Annotated in this window: 13 protein-coding genes; 4 read left to right on the top strand and 9 right to left on the bottom strand. The window is 73.4% G+C overall.

The window, feature by feature from the left end; all coding sequences use genetic code 11:
- The 3 genes from cbiQ to D1J63_RS21635 all read left to right on the top strand — a co-directional run bounded on the left by cbiQ (position 1) and on the right by D1J63_RS21635 (position 2,836).
- Positions 1-762 carry a cobalt ECF transporter T component CbiQ gene (cbiQ, locus tag D1J63_RS21645; RefSeq protein ID WP_125630939.1) on the top strand — a complete coding sequence of 254 codons (762 nt, stop codon included), beginning with the start codon at positions 1-3 and terminating at the stop codon, positions 760-762.
- Complete coding sequence (locus D1J63_RS21640; protein WP_125630937.1) at positions 750-1,541, top strand: ABC transporter ATP-binding protein; 792 nt, start codon at positions 750-752, stop codon at positions 1,539-1,541. The genes cbiQ and D1J63_RS21640 overlap by 13 nt, the downstream gene beginning before the upstream one ends.
- Positions 1,542-1,618: 77 nt before the next feature.
- The gene (locus D1J63_RS21635; protein ID WP_164713209.1) at positions 1,619-2,836 is read left to right on the top strand and encodes a serine hydrolase domain-containing protein; all 1,218 of its coding nucleotides are present in this window, start codon (positions 1,619-1,621) and stop codon (positions 2,834-2,836) included.
- Here the strand turns inward: D1J63_RS21635 and D1J63_RS21630 are convergent.
- From D1J63_RS21630 to D1J63_RS21610, 5 genes are all read right to left on the bottom strand, one after another.
- Positions 2,816-3,091 carry a DUF1876 domain-containing protein gene (locus D1J63_RS21630; RefSeq protein WP_102931815.1) on the bottom strand — a complete coding sequence of 92 codons (276 nt, stop codon included), beginning with the start codon at positions 3,089-3,091 and terminating at the stop codon, positions 2,816-2,818. The genes D1J63_RS21635 and D1J63_RS21630 overlap by 21 nt on opposite strands.
- A gap of 83 nt (positions 3,092-3,174) precedes the next feature.
- Positions 3,175-4,020, bottom strand: a complete 846-nt coding sequence (locus tag D1J63_RS21625) for an EamA family transporter (protein ID WP_125630933.1) — start codon at positions 4,018-4,020, stop codon at positions 3,175-3,177.
- Positions 4,017-4,556 (bottom strand): YbaK/EbsC family protein, encoded by a 540-nt coding sequence (locus tag D1J63_RS21620; protein WP_125630931.1) that lies wholly within the window; start codon positions 4,554-4,556, stop codon positions 4,017-4,019. The genes D1J63_RS21625 and D1J63_RS21620 overlap by 4 nt, the downstream gene beginning before the upstream one ends.
- Before the next feature lie 156 nt (positions 4,557-4,712).
- The gene (locus D1J63_RS21615; protein ID WP_125630929.1) at positions 4,713-6,950 is read right to left on the bottom strand and encodes an MMPL family transporter; all 2,238 of its coding nucleotides are present in this window, start codon (positions 6,948-6,950) and stop codon (positions 4,713-4,715) included.
- A gap of 103 nt (positions 6,951-7,053) precedes the next feature.
- Positions 7,054-7,653 carry a TetR/AcrR family transcriptional regulator gene (locus tag D1J63_RS21610; protein WP_102931799.1) on the bottom strand — a complete coding sequence of 200 codons (600 nt, stop codon included), beginning with the start codon at positions 7,651-7,653 and terminating at the stop codon, positions 7,054-7,056.
- Between the two features lie 186 nt (positions 7,654-7,839).
- On the opposite strand from D1J63_RS21610, the gene D1J63_RS37285 reads away from it, so the two are divergent.
- Complete coding sequence (locus D1J63_RS37285; protein ID WP_347141248.1) at positions 7,840-11,877, top strand: S41 family peptidase; 4,038 nt, start codon at positions 7,840-7,842, stop codon at positions 11,875-11,877.
- A gap of 75 nt (positions 11,878-11,952) precedes the next feature.
- Here the strand turns inward: D1J63_RS37285 and D1J63_RS21595 are convergent, their stop codons facing one another.
- The 4 genes from D1J63_RS21595 to D1J63_RS21580 all read right to left on the bottom strand — a co-directional run bounded on the left by D1J63_RS21595 (position 11,953) and on the right by D1J63_RS21580 (position 15,635).
- The gene (locus tag D1J63_RS21595; protein ID WP_125630927.1) at positions 11,953-12,174 is read right to left on the bottom strand and encodes a hypothetical protein; all 222 of its coding nucleotides are present in this window, start codon (positions 12,172-12,174) and stop codon (positions 11,953-11,955) included.
- An 85-nt stretch (positions 12,175-12,259) separates the two neighbouring features.
- A complete protein-coding gene (locus D1J63_RS21590) occupies positions 12,260-13,153 on the bottom strand; it encodes an SDR family oxidoreductase (RefSeq protein WP_125630926.1) in 894 nt (297 codons plus the stop codon).
- Positions 13,150-14,109: an alpha/beta hydrolase gene (locus tag D1J63_RS21585; RefSeq protein WP_125630924.1), complete on the bottom strand. Its 960-nt coding sequence runs from the start codon at positions 14,107-14,109 to the stop codon at positions 13,150-13,152. Before D1J63_RS21585 ends, D1J63_RS21590 begins: the two co-directional genes overlap by 4 nt.
- On the bottom strand, positions 14,106-15,635 hold the full coding sequence (locus D1J63_RS21580) for an NAD(P)/FAD-dependent oxidoreductase (RefSeq protein ID WP_125630922.1): 1,530 nt from the start codon (positions 15,633-15,635) through the stop codon (positions 14,106-14,108). The genes D1J63_RS21585 and D1J63_RS21580 overlap by 4 nt, the downstream gene beginning before the upstream one ends.
- Between the last annotated feature and the right edge of the window lie 86 nt (positions 15,636-15,721).

Here is a 15,721-nt window from a genome sequence, read left to right as displayed (position 1 = left end):
GTGGGGGTGGGACACGCGCACCGGCTGTACCGGCACGGCCACTCCCCCGTGCACGGTCTGCCGCCGCACACCAAGCTCGCCGCCGCCTTCGCCTTCGTGGTCGTCGTGGTGTCGACGCCGCGCGAGGCGATGTGGGCCTTCGGCGTCTACGCGCTGCTGCTCGCCGCGGTGGCGTACGCGGCGCGCGTGCCCTCCGGCTTCCTGCTCAAACGGCTGCTGATCGAGGTGCCGTTCGTGGCGTTCGCGGTGCTCATGCCGTTCGTGGCGGAGGGCGAGCGGGTCGACGTGCTCGGCCTGTCCCTGAGCGTCAACGGCCTGTGGGGCGCCTGGAACGTCCTGGCCAAGGGCACCCTCGGTGTCGCCGCCTCGGTGATCCTCGCCGCCACGACCGAGCTGCGGGAACTCCTCCTCGGGCTGCAGCGGCTGAAGCTGCCCCCGCTGCTGGTGCAGATCGCGTCGTTCATGATCCGGTACGGCGACGTGATCACGGACGAGATGCGGCGGATGCGGATCGCCCGGGAGTCCCGGGGCTTCGAGGCCAAGGGCGTACGGCACTGGGGCGTGCTCGCCAAGTCCGCGGGGGCGCTGTTCATCCGCTCCTACGAGCGCGGCGAACGCGTCCACCTGGCCATGGTCAGCCGCGGGTACGCCGGTTCGATGCCGGTCATCGACGAGGTGACCGCGGACCGGGCGCAGTGGTCGTACGCGCTGGCCCTCCCGTGTGCGGCGCTCGTCGTGTGTCTGCTGGGATGGACCCTGTGACCGACCCAGTGACAGACCCCGTGACCGGCGCGCCCGCCTCCCTCGACGTCTCCGGCCTCGCCTTCGCCTACCCCGACGGGCACCAGGCCCTGTTCGGCGTGGACTTCTCCGTCGCGCGCGGCGAGCGGGTCGCGCTGCTCGGGCCCAACGGCGCGGGCAAGACCACCCTCGTCCTGCACCTCAACGGCATCCTGACCGGCGGCACCGGCACGGTCACGGTGGCCGGGCTGCCGGTCGACAAGCGGAACATGGCTCAGATCCGGCGCCGGGTCGGGATCGTCTTCCAGGACCCGGACGACCAGCTCTTCATGCCGACCGTGCGCGAGGACGTGGCGTTCGGGCCGGCGGCGGCCGGTGTGAAGGGCGCGGAGCTGGAGGCCTGCGTCGACCGGGCGCTCACGCTGGTCGGCATGGCGGAGTTCAAGGACCGGCCCCCGCACCACCTCTCCTTCGGCCAGCGGCGCCGGGTGGCGGTGGCGACCGTGCTCGCCATGGAGCCGGAGATCCTGGTCCTGGACGAACCCTCCTCCAACCTCGACCCGGCCTCCCGCCGCGAACTCGCCGACATCCTGCGCTCCCTGGACGTCACGGTCCTGATGGTCACCCACGACCTGCCCTACGCCCTGGAGCTGTGCCCCCGTGCCCTGGTCCTCAGCGACGGGGTGATCGCCGCCGACGGTCCGACGGCGGAGCTGCTGTCGGACGACGCGCTGATGCGCGCCCACCGCCTGGAGCTGCCCTTCGGTTTCGACCCGCGGTCGGTGGCGACCGGCGGGTGAGGAATGGTGGACGGTCCGTGGCGGTTGCATCCACTGTCACCAGTGGCCGGAAGGGACGTAGCGAAGTGGACACGGACGTGGACGTGCACGGCACGGTGGCCGAGGGCTTCGAGCCGGTGAGGGACGCGTTCGTACGGAACTTCACCGCGCTCGGCGAGCGCGGCGCGGCCGTCGCCGTCTACCGGGACGGGCGCAAGGTCGTCGACCTGTGGGGTGGCACCAGGGATGTCGACGGCACGGCCGGCACCCAACCGTGGCGCCGGGGCACCGCCCAGGTGGTCCGCTCGGCGACCAAGGGCGTCGCCGCCGCCGTACCGCTGCTGCTGCACCGGCGCGGGGAGCTGGACCTGGACGCGCCGGTGGGCGAGTACTGGCCGGAGTTCAAGGCGCACGGCAAGGAGCGGGTGCTGGTCCGGCACGTGCTGAACCACCGGGCCGGGCTGCCGGTCCTGGACCGTCCGCTCACCCCCGAGGAGGCCCTCGACCCGCTGCGGGGCTCCGCGGCCGTCGCCGCCCAGGCGCCCGTCTGGGAGCCGGGCACCGATCACGGTTACCACGCGCTGACGTACGGCTGGCTGCTCGACGAGCTGGTCCGCCGGGTGACGGGCGGGCGGGGCGCCGGGCAGTGGATCGCGGACGAGATCGCCCGCCCCCTCGGCCTGGACCTGTGGGTGGGGCTGCCCGCGGCGGAGGAGGCGGCGGGCCGGGCCGGGCGGGTCGGGCGCCTCGACGAGCCCGAGCCGTCGGGGAACGGCCCCCGGCTGCGTCCCAAGCGCGCGGTCACCGAGGCCTACGGGAACCCGGACTCCCTCACCCGGCGCGCCTTCGCGGCGATCACCCCGTTCCCCGACCAGAACGACCCCGTGTACCGCGCCGCCTCGCTCCCGGCCGCCAACGGCATCGCCACGGCCGACGGTCTGGCCCGCTTCTACGCGGCGCTGATCGGCGAGGTCGACGGTGTGACGCGGAGCGTGCGGCTGTTCGACCCGGCGACGACGGAGCTGGCCCGGGCCGAGGAGTCCGCCGGGCCGGACCGGATCCTGGTCGTGGGCACCCGGTTCGGCCTCGGCTACATGCTGCACGGCAGCGCGTCCCCGTTCCTGTCCCCCGGCTCCTTCGGCCACCCGGGCCGCGGCGGCTCCCTCGGCTTCGCCGACCCGGAGGCCGGCATCGCCCTGGGCTACGTCACCAACGGTTTCCGCAAGACGGTGACGGCGGACCCGCGGGCGCAGGCGCTGGTACGCGCGGTGCGCGCGTCGCTCGGCGGGAGCGGCTCAGACGTGGATCGGGTGTGAGGTCCGCCCCGACGCCGCGTCGATCTCGTCGTGCGCCTTGGTGAGCAGCTGCATCGCCAGCTCGTTCAACGCACGTGCCCCCGCGACCTCCTCGCCGACCCGTGGCTGCTGGGAGTCGACCCGGTGGCGGCTGGCGTTGCCGTGCGCGCGGACCTCGGTGCCGTCGGGGAGCCGCACCATCGCGACCGCCCGCGTGTGCTGGTCGTCCTCCATGAACTCCATGTCGACGTGCCATCCCACTGTGGTGTGGGTCATGACGATCACCTCCGGAACATCTCCTTCCAGGGTGCGCCTCCGCACGGCGGTCCGCACCACTCCGGCCGCCCCGGCGGTTCCGGCTATCCGGTGCGCAGCATCAGCCCGATCCCGACGACGAGGAGGCCCGCCGCCGCGATCCGGGGCGCGCCGAACCGCTCCTTGAAGAAGACGGCCCCTATCGCGGCGCCGACCAGGACGGACGACTCGCGCAGGGCGGCGATGGGGGCGAGTTCGGCGCGGGTCTGCGCCCACAGGACCAGGGCGTAGGCGGTGACGGACATCGCCGCGCCGAGCAGTCCGAGCGGGGCGTGCGGCCGGAGCAGCGCCCGGGCCCCGGCGCGGTGGCGGTACAGGAAGTACGCCGGCAGGACCGTCCCCTGCACCGCCATCAGCCAGGCGATGTACCCGAGGGAGGTCCCGGAGGCGCGTACGCCTAGGCCGTCGACGACCGTGTACGCCGCGATGGTCACGCCGGTCGCCAGGGCCGCGCCGATGGCCGCCCAGTCGGGCCGGCGTCCGCGCAGCCCCCACAGGGCGACGCCGGTCAGACCCGCGCAGGAGACCAGGATGCCCGTGGCGGCCCAGCCGTCCGGCACCTCGTGGGCGAAGACGGCGGCGAGGACGGTGACGAGCAGCGGCGCGCTGCCGCGGGCGATCGGGTAGGCCTGGCCGAAGTCGCCCAGCCGGAAGGACCGCATCAGCAGGGCGTAGTAGGCGATGTGGACGGCGGCGGAGACCAGCAGGTACGGCCACGCCCCGGCCGCCGGGAAGGCCGTGAACGGCAGCAGCGCGAGCCCGATGAGCATCCCGCCGCCTGAGATCAGGACGGCCCCGGTGAGCTTGTCGGTGATCCGGTGGGCGATGGCGTTCCAGCCGGCGTGGGTGACCGCCGCGAGCAGCACGGCCGCGGTGACCAGTGGGGTCACGCGGAGCGCTCGCGCACGTCCACGAGGGTGGCGCCGGCGGTGGCGACGAGCTCCTTGGGCTCCATCGGGAAGACGGCGTACGGGGTCCCGGCGGCGGCCCAGACGGTCTCGTGGGCGAGCATGGACCGGTCGGCCAGCACCCGGGTCCTGGTCCGGTGCCCGAAGGGCGGCACCCCGCCGATCGCGTACCCGGTCGTCTCCCGTACCACGTCGGCCTTGGCCCGCGTGACCTTCTCGGCGCCGAGTTCCTCGCGGACCCGGTCCAGGTCGACGCGGGAGGCGCCGTCCATGAGGACCAGGACGGGGACCCCGTCGGCGGCGAAGATGAGCGACTTGCAGATCTGGCTCAGCTCGCACCCGATCGCGGCGGCGGCCTCGCCGGCGGTGCGGGTGGCCTCTGGGAAGCGCCTCGCCCGTGCGGCCAGGTCGCCGAGGCCGAGTTCGCCGAGGGCGGCGGCGAAGCGCGGGTGGGCGGCACCGGCGTCGGCGGGGTCGGGGGTGGCGGCGGAGCCGGAGGCGTCGTCGGTCGTCGTCATGGTCCGCACCGTAGCGGTACGTGTAGCCCACAGGCGACCCGGTTAGGGGGCCCACGGGTCCCCGGGACGGAGGAAGCCGGTGAGGGCAGCCCCGTCCCCACGGAACCCTCACCGGCTGGTCTGTGCCGCCCTCCTGTCAGAGGCCGCGGCGGCGGGTCAGGCGCGCACCAGCTCCCGGTCCTCGTCGGGGTCGGAGCCCCGCTCGCCGGCCGTGCGCAGGCCCTCGCCCTCGACGTCCACGTTGGGCAGTGCGCGGTCCAGCCACTTCGGCAGCCACCAGGCCCTCTTGCCGAGCAGCGCGAGGACCGCCGGGACGATGGCCATGCGGACGACGAACGCGTCGAAGAAGACGGCGATCGCGAGGCCGAAGCCGATCATCTTGACCATGGACTCGCTGGAGCCGATGAAGCCCGCGAAGACCGCCATCATGATCACCGCGGCGGCGGTGACGACCCGTGCGCCGTGCTTGAAGCCGGTGACGACCGCCTGGTGGGGCTTCTCGCCGTGGACGAACGCCTCCCGCATGCGGGTGACCAGGAAGACCTCGTAGTCCATGGCCAGGCCGAAGACCACGCCGACCATGAAGATCGGCATCATCGACATGACCGGGCCGGTCTCCTCGACGCCCATCAGGCCGGACAGCCAGCCCCACTGGAAGACCGCGACGACCGCGCCGAGCGCCGCCATGACGGAGAGCAGGAAGCCGAGGGCCGCCTTCAGCGGGACCAGGATCGAGCGGAAGACCACGATCAGCAGGAGGAAGGCCAGCCCGACGACCAGGACCAGGTACGGCACCAGCGCGTCGTTGAGCTTCTCGCTGACGTCGATGTTCATCGCCGTAGAGCCGGTGACCAGGGTCTCGGCACCGGTCTTGGCCTCGACGTCGCCGCCCGCGTCGCGGATGGCGTGCACCAGGTCCTCGGTCTGCACGGAGGACGGCTTGGAGTCCGGGATCACGGTGATCGTCGCGGTGTCGCCGCCCTTGTTGGGCACGGGCGGGGTCACCGCCACGACGCCGTCGAGGCCCTTGATCTCGCCCGCGACGTCGTCGAAGGCGTCCTTGGGCGCGTCGCTGCCCTTCGCGTCCACGACGACCATCAGCGGGCCGTTGAAGCCGGGGCCGAAGCCCTCGGAGAGCAGGTCGTAGGCGCGGCGCTGGGTCGTGGACGTCGGCTGGGAACCGTCGTCGGGCAGGCCCAGCTCCAGGGAGGCCGCGGGGACCGCCGCGGCACCGAGGCCGATGACACCCAGGAGGAGTACGGCGAGGGGCCGGCGGACGACGAAGCTCGCCCAGCGGGTGCCCAGGTTGGCCTTCGGCGGGCCGGCCGGCCGGTCCGGCTTCGGCTCGCCCTTGCGGGAGCGGCCGAGCAGCCTGCCCTTCGCACCCGCCGGCTTGACCCGGCGTCCGGCGTAGCCGAGCAGCGCGGGGATCATCGTGAGCGCGATCAGCACCGCGATGGCGACGGTGCCGGCCGCCGCGACGCCCATCTTGGTGAGCATCGGGATGTTGACGACCGCGAGGCCCACCAGGGCGATGACGACCGTGAGGCCGGCGAAGACGACCGCGGAGCCCGCCGTGCCGACCGCCCGTCCCGCGGCCTCCTCGCGCTCCCGCCCCTCGGCGAGTTCCGCACGGTAGCGGGAGACGATGAACAGGGCGTAGTCGATGCCGACCGCGAGGCCGATCATCATGGCCAGGATCGAGGTGGTCGAGCCCAGTTCGAGCGCGCTGGCGAGCGCGGTGATCGAGGAGACGCCGATGCCGACGCCGATCAGGGCGGTGAGCAGCGGCAGCCCGGCCGCGACCAGGGAGCCGAAGGTGATGACCAGGACGACGGCGGCGACCGCGATGCCGATGACCTCGGTGGCGCCGGTCTCCGGGACGGCCTGGAGCGCGTCACCGCCGACCTCGACGGTCAGCCCGGCGTCGCGCGCCTGCTGGGCGGCGTCCTCCAGGGCGTCCTTGGTGGACTCCTCCAGCTCCATGCCGGAGACGTCGTACTTCACCGAGGCGTAGGCGATGGTGCCGTCCTTGCTGACGGCGTTGCCCGTGTAGGGGTCGGCGACCGAGGCGACCTCGGAGCCGTCCGCGAGCTCGTCGACGGTCTTCTGCACGGTCGCCTTGTTCTCGGCGTCCGTCATCTTCTCGCCGGACGGTGCCTTGAAGACGACGCGTGCGGTCGCTCCGTCGGCGCTCGCCCCGGGGAAGCGCTGTTCCAGCAGGTCGAAGGCCTTCTGGGCCTCCGTTCCGGGGATGGAGAAGGAGGAGTTGCCGGCTGGCGGGGCGCTGGCCGCGCCGACGCCGGCGAGCGTCAGCAGGGCCACCCAGATCAGGGCGACGAAGTGCCGTCGGCGGAAGGCGAGCCGGCCGAGTTTGTAGAGGAACGTGGCCACGGGGGCGTACTCCCGGTCAGGTCGTGGGTCTTCAGGGCAGGGGTGATCAGCCCGACGACGTGAGCGGTTACGTCAGGTGGGGCTCAGACAGTGCGTGGGGATGTCAGTGGGTGGAGACGCCGAGGGCGGGGAGGATCACGGCGTCGATGTAGGAGGCGAGGAACGCCCGGGTCGGCGGCTGGTCGTCCAGCAGCGTGCGGGTGGCGAACCCGCCGACCATCATGTGGACGAGGAAGTCCAGCGCCGGACAGTCCGGTCTGATCTCTCCGCGGTCGACGGCGCGTTGCAGCACGCGCTGGAACTCCGCCATCTCCGGTTCGATGAGCTGTTCCCGGAACGCCTGACGAAGGTCCGGGTTCTGGTGCAGCGCCATGGCGACGCCCCGCATCAGCGCGGAGTTCTGTTCCATGGTGCAGTCGTCCTCGCGCGCCATGAGGGCGTGCAGGTCGCCGCGGAGCGAGCCGGTGTCGACGTCGCCGATCTCGCCCGGCTTGTTGTGTCGCATGGCCTTGACGACCAGCTCCGGCTTGCCGCCCCACTGGCGGTAGAGCGTCGCCTTGCTGGACCGGGTGCGGGCGGCCACGGCGTCCATGGTGAGGGCGTCGTACCCGACCTCTCGGAGCAGGTCGAGCACGGCCTCGTACAGCTCGGCCTCGCGCTCGGGAGTGATCCGACTGCGGCGCGCGGTGGCGACCTCGGTCATCTCGCTCACTCCTCTCCGTCACACTCGGTGTCCGTCAGAACGACACCGTTTCGTACAGGACGAATGTACCCCACCGACCTAGCGAAACGAAACGGTTTCGTTCGTGTTCTGGGTCACGGTTGTCGGCACCGCATAAGCGCACCGCACGAGTTGCCGGTACCCGTCACCCGGAAAAGCATGGGGTGGGTGAGTTATCTGCGCCTTCCGCACCTCAGTGGCGACCAGCTGTGCTTCGTGGCCGAGGACGACCTCTGGCTCGCGTCCCTCGACGGTCCGGGCCGGGCCTGGCGGCTCACCGTCGACCGCACCAAGGCCGGTCCCCCGCGCTTCTCCCCCGACGGCCGGCACATCGCCTACACCAGTTGGCGCAGCCTCGTGCCCGAGGTCCACCTCGTGCCGGTGGACGGCGGCCCCGGCCGGCAGCTCACCCACTGGGGCGGCTTCGACACCCGGGTCTGCGGCTGGTCGCCGCCCGATCCCGACGGCACCACCGCCGTCCTCGCCGTCGCCTCCCACGGCGAGCCGTTCTCGCACCTCACCTGGGCCTACAAGGTCACCCCCGACGGCGACCCCGGCCGCAAGCTGCCCTGGGGGCCCGTCTCCGACATCCAGGCCGCCGACCTCGACGGCGAGCGCAGGACGCTGCTGCTGACCGGCACCCCGCCGCACGAACCGGCCGCCTGGAAGCGCTACCGGGGCGGTGCCACGGGCCGGCTGTGGCTGCACGGCGAGCGGCTCCTGCCCGACCTGGGCGGGCACATCGCCGCCCCCATGTTCGTCGGCGGCCGGATCGCCTTCCTCTCCGACCACGAGGGCGTCGGCAACCTCTACTCCTGCGCGCCCGACGGCACCGACCTGCGCCGCCACACCGACCACGACGCGTTCTACGCCCGCAACGCCGCGAGCGACGGCACGCGGGTGGTGTACCAGTGCGCGGGCGACCTGTGGATCGTGGACGACCTCGCGCCGGGCTCGGCGCCACGCCGGCTCGACGTGCGGCTGAGCGGTCCGCGGGCGGGACGGCGTACGTACCAGGTGCCCGCCGCCCAGCACGTGGGCGGCGTCTCCGTCGACGAGACGGGCCGGGCGAGTGCCGTCGTCGTACGCGGCAGCCTGTACTGGCTCACCCACCGCGACGGCCCGGCCCGCACCATCGCCGACACCCCGGGCGTCCGGGTGCGGCTGCCGGAGATGCTCGGGGAGAGCGGGCGGATCGCGTACGTGACGGACGCGGAGGGCGAGGACGCCGTCGAGATCTCCTACCTGCCCCGGGCGACCGGCGGCCGCGCGGCCCGGCGACTGGCCTCCGGACGCCTGGGCCGGGTCCTGGAGCTGGTGTCGGACCCGGCGGGCGAGCGCCTCGCCGTGGCCTCGCACGACGGACGGCTGCTGATCCTCGACGTCACGGAGCCGGACACGGAGGTCGCGCTGACGCTGGACGCGGTGGACGCCGGGTATCCGGGGGATGCCGGGGACCCCGAGCGCCCGTCAGACGCGACGCAGGAGGACGCGGCAGGCAGGGCGCCCGGGACGGACACCGACACGGCCGACGGCAGCGCGACCGAAGGAAGCGCAGTGGGAGGTGACCGCAGGGCCGGCGACACCCCGGCAGGCACCCCCGCCGACAGCGGCGCCGCAGCGGGCGCCACCCGCCCGGGCGCCCCGCGCGACGCCCCCGACTCCGGACCGGCCACCGGGGTCCCAACAGGCGGCGCGTCGACCCGGCGTACGGCGAAAGGCGACGCGACGGCCGACGTCGCGGCGGAAGAAGCATCCACGGCCGACGGCACAGCGGAAGGAGCATCCACGGCCGACGGCACAGCGGAAGGAGCATCCACGGCCGACGGCACAGCGGTCCGCGGCACGGCGGGAGATGACCCCGCGGCCGACGGCACGGCGGCCAGCGGCACGGCGGCCAGCGGCACGGCGGCCGACGGCACGGCGGGAGACGGCCCCGTGGCCGCCGCCCCTCGGGGAGGCGCTCCGACGGGTGACGACGCCGCCGACGACGCCCCCCGGCCGGGCGCCCCGCGCGACCACCCCGCCCCCGGCCCCGGACCAGCCGCCGGGGAGACCGGCACCCCGGGCGGCCCGGGCTTCCCTCCGACCGGCGGAGGCACCGGCACGGACGTTCCCGCCGAGGGCGCCGCCGCCGGGGGCAGCGTGACGCCGGGCGAGCCCGGCACCCCCGCGACCGCCGGAGGTCGGGTCACCGAGCTGATCCGCTCCGTCAACGGCCCCGTGCGCGACCTCGCCTTCTCCCCCGACGGGGCCTGGCTCACCTGGTCGCACCCGGGCATCGGACGCACCCTGCGGCAGATCAAGATGGCCCGGATCGACGGCCCGGAGGGCACCCTGGTCGTGGACGTCACCAACGGCCGCTTCGAGGACGAGAACCCGGTCTTCACCCGGGACGGCCGCTACCTCGCCTTCCTGTCCTGGCGCGGCTTCGACCCGGTGTACGACGTGCACACCGGCGACCTGTCCTTCCCGCTGGGCTGCCGCCCCTACCTGGTGCCGCTGTCCTCGGCGACGCCCTCCCCCTTCGCCCTCAATCCCGAGGGCCGCCCGGCGGCCGGGGGCCTGGATCCCCTGGAGGAGGAGCCCGGCGAGGGCGGCGCGGTGACCGTCGAGGTCGAGGGGCTGGAGAGCCGGGTGACGCCGTTCCCGGTCACCGCCTCCAAGTACTCGGCGCTGGAGCCGGTCGCCGGCGGCGGCCTGGTCTGGCTGCGCTGGCCGATCTCGGGCGCGCTCGGCGAGACCTTCGCCAACCCGGCCGACCCGAGCGAGCGGCCGACCCTGGAGCACTTCAACCTCGCCAAGGCGAAGAAGTCCGAACTGGTCGACCACCTCGACTGGTTCCGGGTCAGCGGCGACGGCAGCCGCTTGGTCGTGCTCGACGAGGGCGAGCTGCGCGCCGTACCGGCGACCGAGGTGGGCGACGGCGACTCGACCACCTGGATCGACCTGCGCCGCATCCTGCACGAGGTCGACCCGGCCGCCGAGTGGCGCCAGGCCTACGACGAGGCGGGGCGGCTGATCCGCGCCTACTTCTGGGACCCCGGGATGTGCGGCATCGACTGGGACGCGGTCCTCGACCAGTACCGCCCGCTGCTCGAACGGGTCGCCTCCCCCGACGAGTTCGCCGACCTCCTGCGCGAGGTGCTCGGCGAGCTGGGCACCTCGCACGCGTACGTCGTCGCCGGCCGGCGCAACGAGGGCCCGGCGCACTACCAGCGCTGGCAGGGCCTGCTCGGCGCCAACTTCGTCTGCCGGGACGGCCGGTGGGTGGCCAAGCGCATCCTGCCGGGCGACTCCTCCGACTCCAGGGCCCGCTCGCCGCTGGCCGGCACGGGCATCCGCGACGGGGCCGTCCTGACCCACGTCGACGGCCGCCCCGTCGACCCGGTCCTCGGCCCGTCCCCGCTGCTGGCGGGAGCGGGCGGTACGACGGTGGAGCTGACCTTCTCGCCCGCCGAGGGCTGCCGGGGCCCCTCCCGCCGGGTCGCCGTCGTGCCGCTCGTCGACGAACGCCCCCTGCGCTACCAGGACTGGGTGGCCAAACGCCGGGAGGTGGTGCGGGAGTTGAGCGGCGGGCGGTGCGGGTACCTGCACATCCCCGACATGGGCGGCTCCGGCTGGGCGCAGTTCAACCGCGACCTGCGCATGGAGGTGTCCCGGCCCGCGCTCATCGTCGACGTGCGCGGCAACGCGGGCGGGCACATCAGCGAGCTGGTCATCGAGAAACTGACCCGGACCATCCTGGGCTGGGACCTGACGCGGGACGCCCAGCCGGTGTCGTACACCTCCAACGCGCCGCGCGGTCCGGTCGTCGCGGTCGCCGACGAGGCGACGTCGTCCGACGGCGACATGATCACGGCCGCGTTCAAGCTGCTGCGGCTCGGCCCGGTGGTCGGGCAGCGCACCTGGGGCGGCGTGGTCGGCATGACCGGCCGGCACCGCCTCGGCGACGGCTCGGTGATCACGGTGCCGATGAACGCGGCCTGGTTCGACGCCTACGGCTGGTCCGTGGAGAACTACGGCGTCGCCCCCGACGTGGAGGCGCTGCGCACCCCGCTGGACTGGGCCGAGGGCCGCTACCCGGTCCTGGACGAGGCGGTGCGGCTGGCGTTGGAGCTGCTGGAGACCAACCCGCCCGCGACGCCGCCCGGTTACGACGCCGTACCGGACCGCTCGCGTCCGCCGCTGCCGCCGCGGGAGTAGGAGGGGCCGGTGGCAGGGGAAAGGGCGCCCACCCGGAACGACCGGGGGGCGCCCTCTCACTTCAGCGGCGGCGCGTCAGGCGTCGAAGCTGTCCTGGAGCCGCTCGTCCTCGTCGCGGCGGCGCGAGGACGGGTCCTGGTGCCCCGACTCCCGGCGGCGCTGGGACGACGGGTCCATCTCGTCCTCGTCGCGACGGCGGTCGCGGTTCTGGAACTGGTCCCGAGCCTGCTCGGCACGCTGCTTGCCCTGCTGCTGCATGCGGTCGGCCTTGTCCTGGAACTGGTCCTTCATACCCATGTGGGTTCACTCCTGTGATCGGGCCCGACCGGATCGGCCGGGTGCTCGATCAGATTCACACGGGCCGTGACCGTGCGCATGTCGATCACTTACGGACCGTAGTCGTCCTGGTGGGACGCTGTTCGTCGGCCGCGCCACCGGCGCCGACGAGCCCCACCCGCAGGCCGTCGAGCCGGTCCCCGAAGCGCCGCATCTCGCGCTGTCCGACCGTGCCGATGACGGCCGGCAGGTAGCCGCGCACGCCCTGCATGCCGCGCAGCCACCACTGCCCGTAGACGTGCGCGGAGCGGCGCTCGACGCCCTCCACGAGCCGGTCGACCGCCGGGCCCAGCGGATAGGTCTTGTTGGTCGGCCAGGGCAGCCGCTGCCGCAACTCCCGCATGACGTCGTCCCGGTCGGCGCCGCGCACCATGTCGGTGTCCGTCCAGGACAGGTAGCCGACACCCACCTTCACGCCCCGGTGCCCGACCTCGCCGCGCAGACTGTGCGCGTACGCCTCGACGCCGGACTTGGAGGCGCAGTAGGCGCTCATCATCGGGGCGGGGGTGAGGGCGGCCAGCGAGGCGATCTGGAGCAGGTAGCCGCGGCTCTCCAGCAGCGCGGGCAGGAAGGCGCGGGCGGTCACCGCCGAGCCGATCAGGTTGACCTCGATCACCCGCCGCCAGGACTCGGGGTCGGACTCGACGAAGGGACCGCCCGTGGCCACGCCCGCGTTGGCGACGACGATGTCGACCTTCCCGAACCGCTCCTTCACCTCCGCCGCGACCCGTGCCATCGCCTCGTGGTCGGTGACGTCGGCGTGCCAGTGGTCGCTGTCGCTGTGCAACCGGGCGGAGACCTGCTTGAGTTCGTCCGGCTCCAGGCCGACCAGCGCCACCTTCACACCGCGCGCGGACAGCTTGCGGGCCATCAACTCCCCCACGCCCCGCGCCGCTCCGGTGACGACGGCGACCCGCCCTTCCAGGCTGACCCTGCTCATGCGCTCTCCTCGGCGTGTTCGGCACCCGCACCGTGTGCACTCGGTACGCGTGCGCTGGGTATGTAGGTGGCCGCGAGGGCCCGTATCTTCCCGGTGACCAGGTCCGGCGCCTCCACCGGCGTCATGTGGCCGAGCCCCGGGAGTTCGGTGAGGCCCACGCAGTCCGGCAGCGCGGCGGCCAGGTCACGGGCGTGCACGGGCGGCGTCAGCCGGTCCGCCGTACCGACCACGATCTCCACCGGCATGCGCAACTCCCGTATGCCGTGGTCGAGATCGAGCAGGTCGAGCACCTGGGACCAGCCGTGCCGCACCCGGCTCGGGCAGGCGTGCACGATCCGGGCGCAGGCCTCGACCATGAGGGGGTTCGAACCCGGGCCCATCGTCCCGTACTTGAGGATCCGGCGGGCGAGCGGTGTGACCGGCCCGAGCGGCGCCCGGGAGCCGAGGATGCGCCGGGTCAGCCAGGTGCGCACCCGGCCCGCCCGCATCGGCACCACGGTGGCGGACGCCACCAGCCGTGCGCTGCCCGTGCTGCACAGCAGGGCGGCCGCCGCGTGCTCGCGCACCGCGGGCCGGGTCGCCGCCGCCATCAGCGTCATCCCGCCCATGGAGTGCCCGGCGATCACGGCCCGCTCGCCCGGCGCGAGGGTGGCTTCCAGTACGGCTTCGAGGTCGTCGGCGAGCGGCTCGGTGCCGTACGCCGGGTTGGCCGGGCTGCGGCCGTGGCCGCGCTGGTCGTAGGCGATGACCCGGTGGTCGGCGGCCAGTGCGCGGATCTGCGCCGCCCAGAAGGCGGTGGAGCAGCACCAGCCGTGCGCGAGGACCACCGCGGGCGCGTGCTCGGGGCCGTGCACCTCGACGTGTATCCGGGCGCCGTCGGCGGCGGTGACGGTCAGCTCGTGGGCGGGCACGGGCGGGGCGTAGGGCCCGTCGGCGACGTGCAGCAGGCGGCTCACGCGCTCACCTCGGCGTCCGCGTCGGCGGCCTCGACCGGTCGTGGGGACGGGCGCAGCACCTGGTACTCCGCGAGGTCCACGCGCCGCGTCTCGCGCCGGAACTCGGCGGTCGTGCCGGGCCAGACGGTGGTGTTGCGGCCGCTGGCGTCCAGGTACCAGCTGGTGCAGCCGCCGGTGTTCCACACCGTGCGCTTCATGCGCTCCTGCACGCGGTGGTTCCAGTTGCGCACGGCGGCGGGGCGGGGGTCGAGGGCGGTGCGGCCGCCGAGGACGTTGAGCTGGCGCAGGTAGTCGGCCATGTAGTTCAGCTGGGACTCGATCATCAGGATCATGGACGAGTTGCCGAGGCCGGTGTTGGGCCCGATGACCGTCATGAAGTTGGGGAAGCCGGCCGCCGTGCCGCCGCGCAGCGCCTCCATGCCGCCCTTCCAGGTCTCGGCCAGCGTCCGCCCGTCCGCGCCCACCACCCGCTCGGCGATGGGCATGTCGGTGACGTGGAACCCGGTGCCGAAGACGATCGCGTCCGCCTCGGCCTCGGAGCCGTCGGCGGCGACGAGCGTCGACCCGCGCACCTCGGCGAGCCCGCTGGCGACCACGTCGACGTTGGGCTTGGCGAGCGCCGGGTAGTAGGTGCTCGACAGCAGGATCCGCTTGCAGCCGATGCGGTAGTCGGGGGTGAGCTTGGCGCGCAGGGCCGGGTCCTTGATCGCGGCGCCCATGTTGCGCTTGGCGATCTGCTCGACGAAGCCCAGTTCATTGGGGTGTTTGGTGAAGGCCTGCACCTGGAGTTCGCGGATGCCCCACAGCAGCCCGCGGCGGAGCTTGGTGGTGGCGGGCACCGCCCGGTGCAGGGCGCGTTCGGCACCGCTGATGGCCCGGTCCACGCGGGGCATCACCCAGGCCGGGGTGCGCTGGAAGAGGGTGAGCCGGCCCACCTCCGGCTGGATGGACGGCACGATCTGGATGGCGGAGGCGCCGGTGCCGATCATGGCGACGCGCTTGCCCGCGAGGTCGTAGTCGTGGTCCCAGCGTGCGGAGTGGAAGACCTTGCCGGGGAAGGTGTCGAGCCCCGGGATGTCGGGGACCTTGGGGTCGGACAGCGGCCCGGTCGCGGAGACGACGACGTCGGCGGTGAGGGTGCCGCGCGCGGTCTCGATCTCCCACCGCAGCTGCTCGGTGTCCCACGCCATCCGCTTCACCTCCGAGTCGAAGCGGAGGTGGGGACGGAGCCCGAAGGTGTCGGCGACGTGTTCCAGGTAGGCGCGGATGTGCTCCTGCCCGGAGAAGGTGCGCGGCCACTCGGGGTTGGGCGCGAAGGAGAAGGAGTACAGGTGGGACGGCACGTCGCAGGCGCAGCCGGGATAGCTGTTGTCGCGCCAGGTCCCGCCGACGCTCCCCGCCCGCTCCAGTACGACGAAGTCGGTGATTCCTTCGCGCCGCAGCCGCACGGCGGCCCCCAGCCCGCCGAAACCGGACCCGATCACCGCCACCCGTACGTGTTCGTGAACCTGCTCGTGCTCGGCCATTCCGGAGCCTCCACGCTTGCCTGGACCGTCTGGAACCGTTCGGAACCACTTCGAACCGTGCCAGTGAACACTGGCGCAATGGGAGC

Source organism: Streptomyces sp. KPB2 (assembly GCF_003950055.1).
Taxonomy (GTDB): domain Bacteria; phylum Actinomycetota; class Actinomycetes; order Streptomycetales; family Streptomycetaceae; genus Streptomyces; species Streptomyces salinarius.
The sequence above is the reverse complement of the archived record's forward strand: the minus strand, read 5'-3'. Positions and strand labels throughout refer to the sequence as shown.